This window comes from Polymorphobacter sp. PAMC 29334, assembly GCF_019431245.1.
GTDB lineage: Bacteria > Pseudomonadota > Alphaproteobacteria > Sphingomonadales > Sphingomonadaceae > Polymorphobacter_B > Polymorphobacter_B megasporae.
In genome coordinates this window covers 363,285-381,957 of the sequence record NZ_CP080242.1, presented here as the reverse complement: position 1 = coordinate 381,957, position 18,673 = coordinate 363,285, and the positions used below count along the sequence as shown (strand labels likewise).

Below are 18,673 nucleotides of genomic sequence, written 5' to 3'. Positions count from 1 at the left end.
TTAGCCTTCTCTCGATTGCTTAGCGGGTAGCAGCGGCCCTGATTCGCGCAGCTTGGCGACTTCGGGCGAGATCGATGGCGGTGCGCGCTTGCGAGCCTGCACCTTGGCGTCGCCGTGGCCCTAGTCGGGGAGTTCCTTGTCGAACTCGCCGGCTTCGACCGCGGCTCGCAGACTGGCGAGGAACTCCTCGAACCGCTCGGCCGGCAGATGGTTGGTTGCTTCGCCATTGATGTCGAGGGAGTTGCCGACAACCTTGACCGTTAATCCGCGGCAAATCGCTTCGCCAACCGCGCGCTCGCCCCGCTTTTCGCTGCCAATTTGGCCCCGTAGCGCATCACCGTCTTGGCGTCGCGCCAGCGGTACGCCTGCATGATCGCCGGCAACCCCTCCCCTGCAGCAAAATTGTCCTGCGCGACCCCGACCCGGATCGAATGGCTCGACACCGATTTAACCCAGCGCTCGACTCGGCCTCGCTCATGGTTCCGAGCAGCTTCTTGTCAAACGCGGCGCGGATCACCGCGTGTAGATGATCCCGATCGTGCCGGGGTGGAGCGCCCCCTCCCCGACCGTGCGGACGCCGCCGTCGAAGTAGGTCTCGACCCGACGAAACAGCGCCCCGCGATCGATGTGCCCCATCTCGCGCCAGCGTTTGATCGCCTTCATCGCCGCCGGCGACAGATAAGCGAGCGCCCCCTCCCCCTCCCGATCTGTCTTGCTCCGCGGGATCAACAGCGTTCCCGCCCCCTCGCCGTCGGGACCATCGATATGGTCGACCTCGATCGCCACCAGTTCCGAGCGCCGGCAGCCGGTGTCGTAGGCGAGCAGCAGCAGCGCCTGGTCGCGCGCGCCGAGCATGTCCTTGCGGCACGCCTTGAGCAGCGTCGCGAGGCACACCCCCGCCGGCGGCCCGTCGAGGTCGGTGACGTCGCCCTTGAACCGGATCGCGCGCGCCTGGCGCTGCCGCACACCGAGGAGCTTGCGCGCCGCCTTATGCTCGAACCGCACCAGTGGCGCTGCGGTCGGATCGTCACGCCCCGCCATGCGGTAAGCCCAGCCGATATGGACGAAGTACCGCCCGATCGTGGCCGCGGCACGCTCTCCGGTGGCGCGCGCAGCGTCACTCCCGAGGTCCTGCCCCGACAGCGCACGGACATAGGCCGCAACGGTAAGGTCAGCAGAGAGGTATGGCGCAACGGTCAGAAGACAGGGTCGGCAAAACCAGTGCACTGTCCAAGCGCTTCGAGCGCGCCAAAGCGGTCTGGACCCGATCCGCGATCTTCATACAGGCCAGCAGCCGTGATATGGCTGCATCAACAGGCCGGACACACGGAAGCACCTAGTCCCGCGCACCCATGCCCTCAAAAACCCCTTGCATCCATCGGGGCGGCCACACACGGCCGGGCGGCTTTCAAACGAAATGAGCTACAGAGAGCCCGTCGCGTCAGCTGACTTCACATTGAGATGATCAACGGTTAGCGTTCCGATGGAGAGCTTGTCGATACGAGCTTCCAAAATCCGTAAGCGCCGGACAGTCATGATACCTACGGCAAAGGCTCCTACCGCGGCGGCCCCGAAGGCGACCGCCCCGATAGCCAGTGCGCCCAAGGCCATTCCGCCGTTCCTTTTCTCGATGATTGCGCTCCCTGCGATTGTCATCTTTCCTCCGCTGCGTTTGCTTCCCTGCCGGCTCGCCCTCTGCGCATTTACCGACCCGCGATCCCAAACTGCCGGTTCATACCGGCTTTGAAGAGGAAGCCAGGCAAATAGTGATAGACGATGTTGAGTAACCGGGCGTCATTGCCCACCAGCTGCCGGAACTTTGGGTGAGCGGCAACGAGCGCCCTTTGGACCACTTCAGCAACACGAGCCGGATCGGTCCCACGACTGACACTCTCGTCGAACCCAGCCCCCGCGCGGCCGCGAATTTCGCTATATGCGTCGATGCTGTCGGCCACCGTCCTTTTCTTGGCTCGGAGACCTGTCCGAATGAATCCCGGCTCGATCAGGATGGTACGAATGCCGAAAGGTCTGATCTCGTAGTCGAGCGCCTCGCAGTAGCCGTTCAACGCGTGTTTGGATGCGCAATAGAACGCGTTGAACGGGGTCGGTACAAACCCGGCGATCGATCCGATCGTAACGATGCGGCCGGAAAGCTGGGCACGCATAATTGGTAGCACTGCCCGGGTGAGCCGATGCACGCCAAAGAAGTTTGTCTCGAAAAGCTTGAGCGCTTCCTCGGTTGTGGTTTCCTCGACAGCGCCGAGCATATCGACACCCGCGTTATTGACGATTGCGTCGACGCGCCCGGTGCGGCCCACGACCTCAGCGACGGCGGCATTTACGCTATCATCCCTGGTGACATCCAGCGCCAGAGCATCCGGCCCGTGCTGCGCTAGAACCGGTCGGCGCATGGTTGCAAATACGCGCCATCCCGACATCGTAAGATTCGACGCGATTGCTGCGCCGATGCCACCCGCCGCTCCAGTAACGATGACCGTTCGTTGCGCTGGCGTCGTCATAAGAAGCTGCTCCACGGCAGATAATGTGGCAGCAGAACGAGCGGCGTCGGATAATGGTCTCTCCAGGCGGTTCGGCCCACGTCAGCGGGCCATCCAATGCAGCTAAGGGGCCTTTTCCTGACTGTCTTCTGTGGATGGCACCCGCGTTGCAAGTGCTCAATTGATATTCTGGCTTGGTCGGGTGCAGTCCGGCAGAAGCGCAGGCCGGGAAGTGTCGCCTTATCAAGTGATTGCCGCATATCGTTTTTGTGATTTACGTTTTCCGATCTCAGCCTCTCTCGCGGGGCGTCTGAAGCCCAAAGCTCATTTGACTTCCAATTCGCAAGCTAGGCATCAGTCTCGAGCGAGGTCGATAACAGCCATAGCCACCATTCTGAATGGCGGAATCTTCCTCGCGTAAACCGACAGCCGCTTTAATTACGATAGTGCAGGCTCCAATGTGTCGTTGTTGGTGAAAACTGCCGTTCGCTCATCCGTGCCCGCACGGCGGCCTGTGCGCCTCACGCATTCAGCGATGGCTTGGCAACTGCGGCGTGACAGGCGGCCCGAAGCTACTCGGATGGAGTGTCTCACGGTACGCAGCGGAGCACTGCATCGAAGTCCGCTGCCAGCAGGCTCGCGCCGCCGATCAGCACACCACCTACGTCAGGCATTCTGAGTATCTCGCTCGCGTTGTCGGCGGTCACCGACCCCCCGTAGAGGATGCGAATGTCCGCCCCTGCAGAACCCGCTAGCAGGATCAGGCTGGAGCGAAGATGCCGGTGCATCTCGCTGATCTGGCTAAGGGTCGGGACGTCCCCGCTCCCGATAGCCCACAGCGGTTCGTAGGCGACCGCAACCCGTCCGGAGCGGGCGACATCACGGGGCAGGCTACCCGTGACCTGATCTGAACAGGCAGCGAACGCATCGCCGTCGGTTCGCTCCTTTGAGGACTCGCCAACGCAGACGATGGCGGCCAATCCCGCACGCCAAGCCGCCGCCGTCTTCGCGGCTACGATCATATCCGTCTCGTGATAGTGTCGGCGCCGCTCCGAGTGGCCGACGATCACCGACGCAGCCCCTGCATCCCGGAGCATTTGAGCGCTGATATCACCCGTGAACGGCCCTGATATTTCGGTGTGGCAGTCCTCGCCGCCGAGCGCGATCCGACCCGCAGCGACCTGCACGGCCTGCGCGAGCAAGGTCGACGGCACGCAGATTAGCACGTCGGCGGCAGGCGGATTGGCGATCACGGACTCGGAAATCGTGCCAATCTCGCTCAGTTGCGCAGCCAGCCCATGCATCTTCCAGTTACCGGCGATCAGGGGCCTCACGCGGTCGGACCTGGTACCCTACTGACGAAAAAGGGGCGGTCTACCCGCCGACGGATGCTGAGGGTTGGGCGACAGTCGCAGTGTCCGGCGGTCGCGGGACTGGCCATCTTCCCTGGTGGCGACGGGCGGATCGCTCGCGGTTACCTTGGCTTCCGAGTTTGCATCCTCAGTCATGGTCTCGTCCTTCGATTGGCATGGCGACGGCCGTGCTAGGTCATCTCTACGCCGCTGCTTGGGACTCAACAGCTTCGGGATCTACTCATGGCGGGCAAGTCCGCTGCAGGGCGGCCAACTCCTTGCCTCCGGCGGCCGCAAGCCAGGCCAGGGCCCTTAAGCCTGCCCGAACAGGTGGTCGATCAGCGCGTGGGCCTCACCCTCGATCTGCCCGAGATGCGCGGCGTCGCGGAAACTCTCGGCGTAGATCTTGTAGATATTTTCGGTCCCCGACGGGCGGGCGGCGAACCAGCCATCATGCGCCACAATCTTGATCCCGCCGATCGGCTCGTCGTTGCCGGGTGCGCGGTCCAGCGCCGCTAGGACGGGCTCGTCGCCCAGCGAGGTCGCTGTTACTGCTTCGGGCGAGAGCTTTGCGAGCTTAGCGCGCTGTTCCTGCGACGCCGGAGCGTCGGTACGAGCATAATGCGACTTCCCAAGTCCGGCGGTTGCCTGCGCATGATAGCGGCCCGGATCCATGCCGGTGCGGGCAGTTATCTCGGCTGCCAGCAGGCCCATGATCAACCCGTCCTTGTCGGTGGTCCAAACGGTGCCATCGCGGCGGAGGAACGAGGCGCCAGCACTTTCCTCGCCGCCGAATACGAGCGATCCGTCCATCAGCCCGGTACTGAACCACTTAAAACCGACCGGCACCTCGAACAGCTTGCGTCCGAGCCTCGCCGTCACCCTGTCGATCATCGCGCTGGAAACCGCGGTCTTCCCGATCGCCCCGGCGCCGGTCCAATCAGGCCGGTTTCGGCACAGATAGTCGATCGCAGCGACGAGGAATTCGTTCGGCTGCATCAGTCCGGCAGACGGGCAGACGATGCCGTGACGGTCGGCGTCGGTGTCGTTGGCGAACGCGACGTCGTAACTGTCGCGTAACGCCACCAGCTTGGTCATCGCCCAAGGCGACGAGCAATCCATCCGGATCTTGCCGTCGTGATCGACGGTCATGAAGGCGAATGTCGGATCGATCACGTCGTTCACCACCTTCGCCGCCAGCTTGTAGCGATCGACGATTGGCTGCCAATAATGGACGGCGGCACCGCCCAGCGGGTCGATGCCGACGCGCACGCCAGCCGCGCTGATCACCGCCATGTCGACGACGTCGCCGAGGCTGACGACGTAGGGTGTGACATAGTCGTGCTCGTGGATGCATGCGGCCTTGCGCGCTCTCGCGTATGGGATGCGGCGCACATCCCTCAGCCCATCAGCGAGCAAGCCGTTCGCCGCCGCCTCGATCGCGCCGGTGATGTCGGTATCGGCGGGACCGCCGTTGGCGGGGTTGTACTTGAAGCCACCTTCGTCGGGCGGGTTGTGCGAGGGACTAATGACGATGCCGTCGGCGAGGCCGGCCCTCCGCCCCTTGTTGTAGCCGAGGATGGCGTGAGAGATGACCGGCGTCGGAGTATAGCCGCCAGCGTCGTCGATCATCGTCTCGACGCCGTTGGCGGCAAGCACTTCGACGGCGCTGGCGAAGGCAGCTTCGGATAGCGCATGGGTGTCCATGCCGAGAAACAACGGGCCGTCGACGCCGGCCTGCCGGCGCCACGTGCAAATCGCCTGGGTGATCGCAAGGACATGGGCCTCGTTGAAGGCGCTCGCAAACGCAGACCCGCGATGCCCCGAGGTGCCGAACGACACCCGCTGCGCTGCGATGGCCGTATCGGGCACCAGCGTGAAATACGCGGTCAACAGCTTCGGCACGTTGACGAGCAGCGACCGCGGCGCCGGCTTGCCGGCAAGGGGGCTTATGGTTTCGGGCATGGCGACCTCTAGGATGTGGAGCCGAGGGTGATGTGCAGGCGGTGGGTTGCGCCGTCGTCGACCAGCACTACGGGTGCCGAAGGGGGGAGCGCCGCGGCGTCGAGCTGGACGGCGACGACGCCGCGACACACGCTGTCGGGATTGTCGACGACGATGTCGTAGGTGGTCAAGCCGTGGCGATAGACGATGCCGAAGCTCGGCCAGTCGCGGGGAATACACGGGTCGATCCGCAACGTCGCGCCGCTCAGCCGGAAGCCGAGGAGCCCCTCCAGCGACACGCGATACATCCACGCGGCCGACCCGGTGTACCAAGTCCAGCCGCCGCGCCCGACATGCGGCGCTTGCGAATAGACATCGGCGCAGATCGCATAGGGCTCGACCTTGTAGCGGTTGATTGCCACCGCCGTGTCGCTGTGGCGGATCGGATTGAGCATCGATATGATTTCGCCGGCTCGATCCCCGTCGCCCTGCAGCGCAAATGCCAGTGCCGCCCAGGTCGCGGCATGGGTGTACTGGCCGCCATTCTCGCGAATGCCGGGAGGATAGCCCTTGATATAGCCGGGATCGCGATCCGGCTTGTCGAAGGGCGGCTCGAACAGCAGCACTAGGCCGTCATCGCGCCGTACCAGGTACCGGTTGAGAGCGGCCATCGCGCGGGTCGCGCGGGCCGGATCGCCCGCGCCCGAGATCACGGCCCACGACTGGGCGATTGAATCGATCCGACATTCCCGGTCGCCGACCGAACCCAGTACGGTTCCGTCGTCGAAGAAGGCGCGTCGATACCAGTCTCCGTCCCAGCCAACGTCATCGAGCGCCGACCTCAGCAAGTTACCATGGCGGCGCCAGGCATCGGCCTTGTCTGGCAGCCCGCGATGATCGGCCAGTAACGCGCAGTCGGATAGTGCGCCGTAGAGAAACCACCCAAGCCAGACGCTCTCGCCGTGGCCGCCAGCGCCGACCGCATCCAGGCCGTCGTTCCAGTCGCCGGTTCCGATCAACGGCAGGCCGTGCGCACCGGTCGCGAGGCTGGCGTCGAGCGCCAGCGCCATATGGTCGAACAGGCTGGGTCGCTCCGCACTCGTGGTCGGTTGGAAGAAGGCGTCGCGTTCGCCGTCGGCCAGTACTGGACCGGCAATAAACGGTACCGGTTCATCGAGAATGGCAGCGTCGCCGGTTACCATCACATAGTGCGCAATCGCATAGGCCAACCACGCGCGGTCGTCCGAGACCCGGGTGCGGACACCACGCCCGGACTCGGGCAGCCACCAATGCTGGACGTCGCCCTCTGCGAACTGGCGGGCGGCGGCACGCAGGAGATGGGCGCGGGCAATCTCCGGTCGCGCCACGCACAGCGCCAGCACGTCCTGCAACTGGTCGCGGAACCCATATGCCCCGCTCGCCTGATAAAAGGCAGTGCGCGCCCACACCCGGCAGGCGAGCGTCTGATATGGCATCCAGCGATTGAACATGACGTCGAGCGCGCGATCGGGGGTGCTGATCTGGAGGACGCCAAGCGTTGCATCCCATTGAGTGGTCACGGCAGCCAACACGGCGTCGAGGTCGGCGGCGCGATACTTCGCCAGCAGCGCCTGCGCCGCTGCGGTGCAGTCCGCCTGCCCGAGAAAGCAGACGATTTCGGCGGTTGCACCGGGCGGCAGCTGCAGCCTCGTTTGCAGCGCGGCGCACGGGTCGAGACCCGCACCGACGCTGCCCGACAGTGGCCGCCCCGACGCCAGCGCCTGCGGCCGCTCCATGGCGCCGTTGCGGCCGAGAAATTCGGTGCGATCCGCGGTCAGCGAAGTCTGTGCGCCGTTCAGGTCGGCAAAGGCGACATCGTCGCCGAAGGCCGCGTTCCACCGGTTACGCGCGAAGATGGCACCCGTCCCGGGATCGACCTCGGTTATGACGAACGGGGCGCTTGCCGACCGGCTTTGGCCAAGCACCCACTCGACATAGGCTGTGACCGACAACGAGCGAGGGCGGCCGGACTCGTTGTGAATACGGAGTACCGAGATCTTAATCGGATCGTCGACCGGGACAAACTGAGTCAGCGACAGGGCAGTGCCGTGAGCGGACATTTCAAAACAGCTGAACCCCTGGCTGTGGCGGACAGTGTAGCGGGCGGCGGGATCGCGGATCGGCAGCCCGGTCGGCGTCCAGACGGCACCGGTGTCCTCGTCGCGGATGTAGATCGCCTCGCCGGGCGGATCGCAGACCGGATCGTTCGACCAGGGCGTCAGCTGATTCTGCTGGCTATTGCGCGCCCAGGTAAATCCACTGCCGTCAGCGCTCGCCTGAAAGCCGAAGCCGGGGTTGGCGATGACGTTGAGCCACGGTGCCGGCGTCGTCCGGCCGTCATCCAGGATAGTCACATAGTCGCGCCCGTCGCTATCGAACCCGCCGCTGCCGTTAAAGTACTCGAGCGTGGGGAGGGGCGGCGCCGCCGGTCGCGTCACAACACTTGGCGGCGTGCGCAACGAGTCGCCGGCATTCCGGTCATCCGCGTCGCCTGCGCGTCGCAGCTGGTCGGCGAGCGTACCCCTGTCGCCGTACAGCACGGCGCGGGCACAGCCGGCGATCAGGCCGCCCAGTTCGGGCGCGATAAGGTCGGCGCGCAGCATGAACACCGCACCCGCGGACCTGTCCGCTTCTCCGGAGAGTGACTGGAATATCCTGACCAACGCATCGAGCGCAGCCTGCAAGCCCTCGGCATACGACACGCCGCGCTCGTTGATGATGACGACGTCCACCGCGAGCCGCTTCAGCCGCCAATATTCGTGCGCGCGAAGCACATCTCGAACCAGGTCGAGATGCGCATCGTCACTGATCCGCACCATGACGATCGGCAAATCCCCGGAGATGCCCGCCGCCCAGAGCGTGGACGGCGGCCCGGCCCAGCGCTGGATATCGATCGACGAGGGCCTGAGCGCGGGATCGGAAAATAGCACGTGGCTGGCGAGGCGCTGGAAGAGCTGCGCCTCGCCGCTATTGATGCCGAGGTGACGCAACTGCATCTGTGCCTGGGTCCAGGCCAGGGTGCCGGTGCGTTCGAAGGCGACCGTATCATGGTGACGGTCCGCGAGCGCAATCACGGCCTCGCGCGACGCCGCGACCAAGGTCCAGAAACTGATGCGGACGCTCGAACCTACCGGTACACGAACCTGCCGACGCAGGCTGAAGACCGGGTCGAGCAGGGCTCCGACCGAGTTCGACAAGGGCCAGCCGTTGGTGATGGCGGCGGGCGCTTCGACCGTGCGGCCGCGGCCTATGAACCGCGCCCGGTCGGTCTCGTACTGGACCTCGGCGGTCGCCTCGCCATCGACCACGCTGAGGTGCGCGGCCCAGACCTCAGGATCGCTCGCATTGCGGCGTCGGCGGGTCGCCAGCAGCGCACCCAAATCGGGAATGAACTCGGTTTCGACAAACAACGCCCCGAATGCGGGGTGTGCCAGATCGTCGGACTGTCGCGCCAAGACCAGCTCCGCATAGGAGGTGACGTCGATGAACCGGTCACGGGTGCCGTGGTTTACGATTGAGAGCTGTCGCACCTCGGCGTCGTCGTCCGGCGACACCATGACTTCCAAGGCGGTCTCGAGATCGTCGTCGATGCGGGTGATCCGGGCGGCGCTTTCGGAATAGGCGACGTCGTACTGCGCGGGCTCGACATTGGTCGGTCGGAAGCCTGCCGACCATGCCGCGCCGTTGTCGCAGTCACGAAGGAAGATGTGGGCGCCGCGCTCGTCGCAGGTCACGTCTTCGCGCCAGCGCGTGATCGCGATGTCGTTCCAGCGGCAATAGCCCGATCCCGTTGCCGTCAGCATCGTCGAAAGTCGGCCGTTCGAGAGCAGATGCGTGCGTGGCATGCGCGAATGCGGCGACGAATAGTGTCGGTCGTTGTCGGGCGTCGCGGTTGCAGCGGCTTGGTCGGCGGGGCCGGTCAGCTCGGAGGGCGAACGCGCAACGGCAAAATCGCGCGGCATGCGTTCCTGAAGCAGAAGTTCGGAGGCGCGGATGATCGGCTCCGCATGAAAGCGCGCGCGCATCCGGCCGTCGTGCAGCGCGTTGCCGATGCCGACCAGCACCATCCCCTGATGGTGCGCCATGTACGCGCGCACGATCGCCATCTTGGTCCCGTCAGGCAGCCGGGAACGGGTGTAATCAAGCGCTTCGTACCAGCCGTAGACTCCGCGCGCACCCAGTTTGGCCATCCTGTCGAAATTGGCTGCCGCCGCAGCTGGATCGATCATCGCGGCCAAGCCGCTCGCATAGGGCGCAATCACCAGATTGTCGGCTAGGCCGCGCTTGTAACCGAGGTCCGGGATGCCGAAGCTGGAGTACTGGTAGGTCTGCTCGAGGTCGCGGGCGTTGTATTCCGACTCCGATATCCCCCAAGGCATCCCCCGTTTCTCGGCATAATCACGCTGACGCCAGACGACCAGCTCATTGGTCTGGGCGAGAAGGCTCGCGGCGGGAGCGCGCATCACCAGCGACGGCATCAGATACTCGAACATCGATCCGGACCACGAGATCAGCCCCGAGCTGCCGTCGATCGGGGTGAGCGTGCGACCCAGCCGAAACCAGTGCTTGGCCGGCAGATCGCCCTTGGCGATGGCGATGAAGCTCGCCAGCCGGGCTTCGGAGGCCAGCAGATCGTAGAAATTGGCGTCGAGATTCGAATCGTCGACACGGTAGCCGATCGACAGCAGTTCACGATCGGGATCGAACAGGAAGCCGAACGCCATTCCGTCGAACATCGCCTTTGCGCGATCGGCGAGGCTGGCGAGCCGCTGCCGGCGAGCGCCGACAGCTTGGCTCGCAGCATCGACCTCCAACTTCCAGCCACGGACGCTTGCAACGAGCGCCCGGGTCCAAGCGAGTGTTTCGCTGACGTCGTTGGAGCCTACGGCTGGCCGCGCAGCCGCCGCCAGCGCGTCGGCGTGGTCGCCGAGATCGCGCAGCTGCGACGACAGTTCGCCATGGGCCGAAGCCTTGGCGGACAATCGAGCGTTGAACAGCTCGAGGCGGGCCAGCATCGACGCCGCCGCGGGCTCGGGCAGGCTGCCGGCCGCCCGGTCCGTCTCGATGGCTTCAGCGAGCAATGCGGCACCGTCCTCGATCCCCGCCGTCCAGCCCCGTCCGACAACCGGTCCGGCGGCGATTTCCTGAAGCGCATTGCGCAACGCCAGCAGGTGACCTGCAAGGTTGCCGCTGTCCACCGACGAGACGTAGCGCGGCTCCAGCGAACGCAGGTCGGTGGTATCGTACCAATTGAAGAAATGGCCGCGAAAGCGTTCGAGGCGGTCCATGGCCGCGAAGGTCGCCTCGCAGCGATCAATTACTTCCTCGGTCCCGATCCACCCGAAATCGCGCGCCGAGATGATCGACAATAGGTAGAGGCTTATATTGGTCGGCGAGGTGCGATGGGCGACGACCGGCCTCGGGGTCTCCTGGAAATTGTCGGGCGGCAGCATGTTGTCGTCGGCGGTGATGAACCCTTCGAAGAACCGCCAGGTACGCCGCGCTACCAGCCGCAAGGCGATCGCATCGCCGTCGGTGATCGTGAGGTTGGCCGCTGCGGCGGGCGGCAGGCTGGCTCGCCAGGCGATCAGCGGCGACACCAGCCACAGTGTCAGCAACGGCACCGCGACGATCCACGTGCGGTCGCCCGACGCTGCGATCAGCAGCGCAAACCCGCCGCAGCAGGCGGCGCTGGCGACGACTTGCAGCGTCAGTGCGCGGGTATCGAAGCGATGGGCGTCGCGGCTCTGCGCCGCAGTGACCCACTGGAGCAGATGCTGACGCCGGATGAAGACCCGCAGCATCGTCCGCGCGATGGCATCGATCATCAGCCAGCTCTGATGGGCTAGGAAGACAAGCAGGAAGCCGCTCTGCATCAGCCCCAAAGCGAAGTCGCCGCGCAGTGTGCGGAAATGGTTGCGGAGCGAGATGCCGGCGCGTGTCGGCATGATGCTGGCAATCGCCGGCAGCAACGGCGGCAGGCAGATCGTCAGCAGGATGCAGCCGGTCCAGACTTCGGCGATGGCGGGCGGCTGGAGCCAGCCGATCAACAGCGCCAGAAGTGCCGTCGGAGCTGACAGCGACCGGCGCAAATTGTCGATTAGTTTCCACCGGCCCATGAGCGGGATTGAGGTGGAGTGCGGGCCGGCCTTCGTGAAAGAGGCAAGACCGAGGATCCACGGGAGCAGCTGCCAGTCCCCGCGTACCCAGCGATGCTGGCGCGCCGCCGCAACGGCATAACGAGAGGGAAACTCCTCGACGACTTCGATGTCGGCGGCCAGCGCCGCCCTAGCGAAGATGCCTTCCAGCAGGTCGTGGCTGAGCACGGTGCTTTCAGGAAACTGATCGTTCAGCGCGGCTTCGAAACTGTCGACTTCGTAGATGCCCTTGCCGGTAAATGAGCCTTCCTCGAACAGGTCCTGATAGACGTCAGAAACCGCGAATGCATACGGATCGAGACCGTTCGGCCCAGAAAACGCCCGCTGAAATAGGGAACCTTTGCTGCTGAGCGGCAGGGATGGGGTAACGCGCGGCTGCAGCATGCCATGGCCGCGCGTTACGATGCCCGCCTGCACATCGAACTCGGCGCGATTGAGCGTATGCGCCATCTTACCGACCAGCCTGCGCGCCGTCCCCAGCGGTAGCCGGGTATCGACATCGAGCGTAATGACATAGCGAATGGCGGTCGGTAACGCGGCCACCGCGTCGCCGATCGCCATGAAGCTGGTATCGGTCGCACCTCGCAGCAGGCGGTTGAGCTCGCGAAGCTTGCCGCGCTTCCGTTCCCAACCGATCCATTTGCCTTCGCCGGCATTCCACATTCGATGGCGGTGCAGCAGAAAAAAGCGGGGCCCGTCCGGACCAGGCCCGTACAGGTGGTTGAGATGCGCGATCCCGGCAGCGGCCTGATCGACGAGCGCCTGATCGCCGGCAAGATGTTCGGTCGGCGCATCGAGCCAGTCCGAGATCAACGCAAAGCTGAAATATTCATCCGGGTTGCCGAGGTGGTGATCCTCGAGCCGGTCGAGCTGCTCGACGACACCCGCGGCATCGACGAGCAGGGTCGGGATGACGATCATCGTGCGCAATTCGGCGGTGATACCCTGACGCAAGGCCATCGCAGGCAGCGGGCTGCCGCTGACCGATCGGGTAATCCAGCGATTGACCAGCGCCACTGCAATGTCGGATGCCGGCACCACGCCCAGCATCGCAAACATGCCCAGCTTCATGCTGTCGGCCCCGGCCGCGACAACCGCCCACAGGGCAAGGCCCAGTATCGCCAAGGTCAGCAACGCGATCATTGCGACGTAGCTCAGAATGCCGACATTCGTGTAAAGCCGGAACAGCGCTGTCTGCGGCGGCACTCGGCAGCCGATCGCCGCCTCAAAGCCGGGGCGACCATTGTTGATGAGATAGTAACCGGGATCGGCTTCGCGCGGCGGCGTTGCGCCCGGCGGCGCCGGCTTGACCGCCGCCGCGGTGGTGATGGCGCGTTGCGCGACCTCGACTTCAGCCAAGCCCGACTGCCGGGCCAGGAGCTCGATAATCCGGCGATAGTGATCGCGCGTCGGGAAATCCATCGCACCGAAGTTGCTGGCGCCACGCAGGACCGCATCGACCGGGCTCAAGGTCTCAAAGACTTCCGCCCAGTTCATCATCGAGACGAGGCGCATGCTCGTGATGACGTTGCGCACAGTCACGTCGGTGGCGCTCTGGCGCTGCAGTTCGTCATGGACGATGCGGCTTGTATCGGAGCCGTCGGCGACCAGCCGTTCGTTCAGCCAGCGCAGCGCCGGTACGGTGCCGGGGTCCTGGTGGCGCAAGCGTTCAGTCAGCTCGACCGCGAAGGCGTTGGACCACGGCGCGGCAGCGAGGCAGGCGACGATCTCATCGTCGGTCTGCGGCCGCCCTGCAACCGTGCCGAAGATCCGACTGGCCAGCTTGTCCGCTGCGTCTCCCGCCGCCTGCTGCATCAGGATGGCTTCCGCCAGCCGGCGCAGGTTCTCGACGAGGACCAGCCGCAGGGTGATAGCGAGCGCCCAGAGCTCGCCGATGTCGAGCGGTTGTACGGTCTCGTAAGCCTCGACGAACCCAATGATCCGCGCCGCATCGAGGGCGCTGTCTGTGTGGGCGACCAAGGTCCAGGAAATGCCGAAGACGCGTGGGTAGCCGCGCAGCGAACCCTCCGCCAGTTTGGGTAGCCGGCGGTAGAAACCCCGAGGCAGATCGTTGCTGATCTGCCTCAGCTGTTCCTCGACAATGTGAAAATTGTCGAGCAGCCAGCTCGCGCCCGGGCTGATCGGGCGTCGCGCGGCCAGATCGGCAGCGACGGCACGATAGGCTGAGGTCAGGACGTTGCTGTTATCCTTGAGCCGTGCCGTAATCGAGCGTCCGTGGCGCGGATTGGCGGCGATCGGCTGGCTGCCGGCAAGCTCGCGGGCGCATATTTCAAGTCGCTCAATGCTGAACAATTCGGCGCAAATCGGCGGCTCTGGCACCGCCGGCTTCGGGGTGAGCCACGACCGAAGATACTTGAGCAACAAAACGCACTCCTGAAACCGGTTGCGACCGCGCCCGGGCGACAGGGAGCCCCAGCGACGGATTGGCATGGCGGTTGGACGGCTGCGCGCGTCGCCGCCGGTTTGAGGTCGAAGATTAATGCTCAGTGCGCTAAGAGGGCAGGTTCGGAAACTACTTACGGATGCGTAGACGACACCTCCACGCGGCTCGCGGCAAACCGATCGGGCACAAAATTCCAGAGTTCGATGACGCGAGTTCCGCAGTGACGCGCATCGTGGCCGAGCACGCTCAGCGATGCCGTGTCGAGCGCCAGCCTTTGACCCTCGGCGACGGCTAGATCGATCCAGCGCATCGCGAGGCTGCAACCGAACTGCTTGTGGCTGAACACCGCAATATTGCCCGACAGAGGGGCGAGCCTGGCGATAAGCCGGTCGGCACGAACCGCCACCTGGTCGGGCGTTTCGCCGCTTGGGCAACCGTCGTCGAACAGCGACCAGGCAGGGCGCTTCTCGCGAATTTCGGCCGAGCGCAGCCCTTCATACTTTCCGTAGTCCCATTCGATCAGGTCGGGTTCGGTTACCGCCGCAGCCGCTAGCCCGGTCAGTGCGCAGGTTTGCTGGGCACGCTGCAGCGGACTTGTAAGTACATGCGCAAAAACGATGCCGTGCAGCGCCGGCGCCAGCGCGCGGGCCTGAGCCTCACCGTGCGTGGTCAGCGCCAGATCGGTCCTGCCGGTGTGCTGCCCAGTCAGCGACCACGCGGTTTCGCCGTGACGCACGAAGTAAATCGTCGGAGGTCCCGCGTCGCCGCTCACGACGCCGCCTCTTCCATCGCTGCATCGTAGCGACCATGAATGGCGGCATGGCAGCAGCGCGCGCGGTGGCCGACCGCCGCCTGTGCCAAAGCGACATTGGCCTCGTCACCCTGCCAGATTTGCAGCCCCGGGTGCTGGATCGCGCGGGCGAAGGAAAACACCAGCGGCCACGGCGCGCGCGAACTGTCGAGCGAGCGGCAACGATTGATCGCATCGAGGCGTGCGGCCGCGAGCGGGCCGGACTGGCCGCCGGACAGGAAGGCGACGCCAGCGACCGCCGCCGGCACTGTGCGCAGAAGGCAGGACAGCGTCTCGACCGCCACGATTTCGGCCGTAGTCTCTCCTCGCCAGTCGCTCCCGGCAAGCACCATATTGGGTTTCAGGATCATCGCTTCGAGCTTTACCCCCTGTTCGACCAGGGCGGCGAAGACCGCGCGCAGCACCGCCGCGGTCGCCTCCCCGCTGCGTTCCGACGAATGGGTGCCGGTCATTAGGACTTCCGGCTCGACGATGGGAACGATGCCGGCAGCCTGGCAGAGCGCGGCATAGCGGGCGAGGGCCTGGGCATTGGCTGCGATCGCGGCCGCACTCGGCAGGTCGTCGCCTATGGCGAGGACGGCGCGCCACTTGGCGAAACGCGCGCCGAGCGCCGCATAATCGCTGAGCCGGTCGCCCAATCCGTCGAGGCCTTCGGTAACCGTCTCGCCGGGGTGGAGCGCCAGCCGGTGGGTACCGCGATCGACCTTGATGCCCGGCACGATACCGCGATTGGCAAGAAGGGCGACAAGCGGCCGGCCGTCGGGCGCCTGTTGCCGGATCGTTTCGTCGGACAGGATAGCACCGCTGATCGACTCCTTCAGTTCCGGCGTCGTGATCAGGAGCGTGCGGTAGCGGCGGCGAGCATCTTCGGTCTGCGAGATCCCGACCTCGGCAAAGCGCCGGTTGCAGGTGTCATTGCTCTCGTCCATCGCGAGCAGGCCCTTGCCGCACGCCACGAGCAGCCGGGCGGTTTCGATGAGTTCGGCGGTCACGGCGCGTACACTTCCGGCGGCGTGCCCCATCTCCATTCGCAGATCTCGGGCAAATCCTCGCCGCACGTGTCGACGTGATGTTTGTGGACGATCAGCTTGTCGCGCATCGCCTGGCGCAGATAGTCTCCGCGCGCGCCGAGGCCCGGCACCCGGTCGATGACGTCCTCAACCAGATGGAAGCGGTCGAGATCGTTCTGGACGCGCATGTCGAAGGGGGTCGTGATTGTGCCCTCCTCTTTGTAACCGCGAACGTGGAGGTTGCGGTTGGCCCGGGCATAGGTCAGCCGGTGCACCAGCCACGGATAGCCGTGGAAGGCGAAGACGATCGGCACGTCGCGGGTGAAGAGTGCGTCGTACTCCGCCTCGCTCAGCCCATGCGGGTGCTCCGACGCGGGCTGCAGCCGCATCAGGTCAACGACGTTGATCACCCTGATCTTGAGCTCAGGGAGGTGCTGGCGCAGGATCGAGACTGCAGCGAGGACCTCCAGCGTCGGCGTCTCGCCGCAACAGGCCATGACGATATCAGGTCGCGCGCCCGCATCGTTGCTCGCCCAGGCCCAGATGCCGATGCCTTTGGTGCAATGGACGATCGCATCATCCATCGACAGCCACTGCGGCCGGGAATGCTTACTAGCGACGACGACGTTCACGTAGTCGCGACTTCGCAGGCAGTGATCCATGACCGACAACAGGCAATTGCCGTCGGGCGGCAAGTATACCCGAACAATGTCGGCTTTCTTGTTGATGACGTGATCGAGAAAGCCGGGATCCTGATGGGTAAAGCCATTGTGATCCTGCTGCCAGACATGCGATGCGAGGACGTAGTTCAGCGAGGAAATGCTGCGCCGCCACGGCAGTTCAGCACAAACCTTTAGCCACTTCGCATGCTGGCTGAACATCGAATCGACGATCCGAATAAAGGCCTCGTAGCTGTTGAACAGACCGTGACGGCCAGTCAGCAGATACCCCTCGAGCCACCCCTGGCACTGGTGCTCGCTCAGCATCGAGTCGTGGATCCTGCCAACGGGCGCGAGGAATTCGTCGCCTGGAACGCTGGTGGCATCCCATTGCCGATCCGTCGCCTCGAACACCGCGCCGAGCAGATTGGATAGCGTCTCGTCAGGGCCGAAAACGCGAAAATTGCGATGTGGCGAATTATACAACGCGACATCCCGCAGGAAACGGCCGAGCACGATCATATCCTGCCCATCGCAACCCCCAGGCGTCGGCACGGCGACGGCCTGATCGCGGAAATCGGGCATCACAAGGTCGCACCGAAGCAGGCCGCCATTAGCATGGGGATTTGAACCCATACGGCGCGCACCCGACGGGGCGAGGGCTGCAAGCTCCGGGATCAGGCAGCCTTGGGCGTCGAACAGCTCCTCAGCGCGGTAGCTTTTCATCCAGCTTTCGAGGAGCGGGAGATGTGCCGGGTGGGCTTGATCGACAAGGAGCGGCACCTGGTGGGCGCGGAATGTCCCTTCGATCTTCATGCCATCGACAACCTTCGGTCCGGTCCAGCCTTTTGGTGACCTGAGCACGATCATTGGCCATGCTGGGCGGAGTGGCGCACCGCCATGTCGGGCATTGTGCTGGATCGAACGAATGGCAGCGACCACCGTCTCGAGCACATCGGCCATGCGTGCGTGCATAGTCGTGGGATCGTCGCCCTCGACGAAGTGTGGATCCCAGCCGCATCCGCGGAGGTACGCATCGAGCTCGTCGTGTGGAATTCGTGCTAGCAGGGTCGGATTGCTGATTTTGAAGCCATTAAGGTGCAATATTGGTAGGACGGCACCATCTGTCCTTGCGCTAAGCAACTTGTTTGATTGCCATGAAGTCGCGAGCGGACCAGTCTCAGCCTCGCCGTCGCCAACAACGCACGCGACGATCAGGTCCGGATTGTCGAACACCGCGCCAAAAGCGTGGCTCAGAGAATAGCCCAGCTCACCCCCCTCGTGGATCGATCCGGGTGTCGTCGGTGCGACATGGCTCGAAATGCCGCCAGGGAAGGAGAATTGCTTAAATAGCGCTTTCATCCCCGCCTCGTCGCGGCCGACGTTGGGATAGACCTCGCTCCAGCTGCCCTCCAGCCAGACGTTGCCAACAATCGCCGGCCCGCCATGGCCAGGGCCGGCAACATAGATCATGTCGAGATCGAATTTGCGGATGACGCGGTTGAGATGGACGTAGATGAAATTCTGTCCCGGGGTCGTTCCCCAGTGCCCCACGACCATCGGCTTCACGTCGGCCAGCGTTAGCGGCCGGCGCAGCAGCGGATTGTCGTAAAGATAGATTTGGCCGACCGAGATATAGTTGGCGGCGCGCCAGTAGGCATCAATCAAGGCAAGCTCTTCGGTGCCGTTGGCTAAAGCCTCGGGCTCGTCGGTCGCGCAGGTGCGGGGTTCGTCGAGAGTCATTTGGATCATCCTGACATGGCGAGCGCATGGCCGGTGCGCCGTTGACATAGGTCAG

8 protein-coding genes and 1 pseudogene are annotated in these 18,673 nt (G+C 64.6%); 1 reads left to right on the top strand and 8 read right to left on the bottom strand.

All coding sequences use genetic code 11. The features are described 5' to 3' along the window. The first annotated feature begins 114 nt into the window (after window positions 1-114). Window positions 115-264: a hypothetical protein gene (locus KZX46_RS01770; protein ID WP_219774160.1), complete on the top strand. Its 150-nt coding sequence runs from the start codon at window positions 115-117 to the stop codon at window positions 262-264. Here the strand turns inward: KZX46_RS01770 and KZX46_RS01765 are convergent. From KZX46_RS01765 to KZX46_RS01735, 8 genes and pseudogenes are all read right to left on the bottom strand, one after another. After that, window positions 261-1,200 (bottom strand): annotated as a pseudogene (locus tag KZX46_RS01765) (tyrosine-type recombinase/integrase). The gene KZX46_RS01770 and the pseudogene KZX46_RS01765 sit on opposite strands and share 4 nt — an antisense overlap. Window positions 1,201-1,703: 503 nt before the next feature. Next, window positions 1,704-2,519 carry an SDR family NAD(P)-dependent oxidoreductase gene (locus tag KZX46_RS01760; protein ID WP_216711457.1) on the bottom strand — a complete coding sequence of 272 codons (816 nt, stop codon included), beginning with the start codon at window positions 2,517-2,519 and terminating at the stop codon, window positions 1,704-1,706. A gap of 569 nt (window positions 2,520-3,088) precedes the next feature. Then, window positions 3,089-3,832, bottom strand: coding sequence for a triose-phosphate isomerase (gene tpiA, locus KZX46_RS01755; RefSeq protein ID WP_216711458.1), 744 nt, complete (start codon window positions 3,830-3,832; stop codon window positions 3,089-3,091). A gap of 330 nt (window positions 3,833-4,162) precedes the next feature. Next, complete coding sequence (pgm, locus tag KZX46_RS01750) at window positions 4,163-5,815, bottom strand: phosphoglucomutase (alpha-D-glucose-1,6-bisphosphate-dependent) (protein ID WP_216710855.1); 1,653 nt, start codon at window positions 5,813-5,815, stop codon at window positions 4,163-4,165. A gap of 8 nt (window positions 5,816-5,823) precedes the next feature. Beyond that, a complete protein-coding gene (locus KZX46_RS23370; RefSeq protein WP_370647447.1) occupies window positions 5,824-14,442 on the bottom strand; it encodes a GH36-type glycosyl hydrolase domain-containing protein in 8,619 nt (2,872 codons plus the stop codon). Window positions 14,443-14,528: 86 nt separating this feature from the next. Further along, complete coding sequence (locus KZX46_RS22630) at window positions 14,529-15,167, bottom strand: histidine phosphatase family protein (protein ID WP_226895896.1); 639 nt, start codon at window positions 15,165-15,167, stop codon at window positions 14,529-14,531. Continuing rightward, window positions 15,164-16,198, bottom strand: a complete 1,035-nt coding sequence (locus tag KZX46_RS01740) for a class I fructose-bisphosphate aldolase (protein WP_226895895.1) — start codon at window positions 16,196-16,198, stop codon at window positions 15,164-15,166. Before KZX46_RS01740 ends, KZX46_RS22630 begins: the two co-directional genes overlap by 4 nt. Continuing rightward, a complete protein-coding gene (locus KZX46_RS01735; RefSeq protein WP_216710858.1) occupies window positions 16,195-18,618 on the bottom strand; it encodes a phosphoketolase in 2,424 nt (807 codons plus the stop codon). The genes KZX46_RS01740 and KZX46_RS01735 overlap by 4 nt, the downstream gene beginning before the upstream one ends. Between the last annotated feature and the right edge of the window lie 55 nt (window positions 18,619-18,673).

Excerpts from the sequence above, each read along its gene's own strand:
- KZX46_RS01760 (WP_216711457.1), bottom strand. The coding sequence starts at position 2,519 with ATGACGACGCCAGCGCAACGAACGGTCATCGTTACTGGAGCGGCGGGT.
- pgm (WP_216710855.1), bottom strand. The coding sequence starts at position 5,815 with ATGCCCGAAACCATAAGCCCCCTTGCCGGCAAGCCGGCGCCGCGGTCG.
- KZX46_RS23370 (WP_370647447.1), bottom strand. The coding sequence starts at position 14,442 with ATGCCAATCCGTCGCTGGGGCTCCCTGTCGCCCGGGCGCGGTCGCAAC.
- KZX46_RS01735 (WP_216710858.1), bottom strand. The coding sequence starts at position 18,618 with ATGACTCTCGACGAACCCCGCACCTGCGCGACCGACGAGCCCGAGGCT.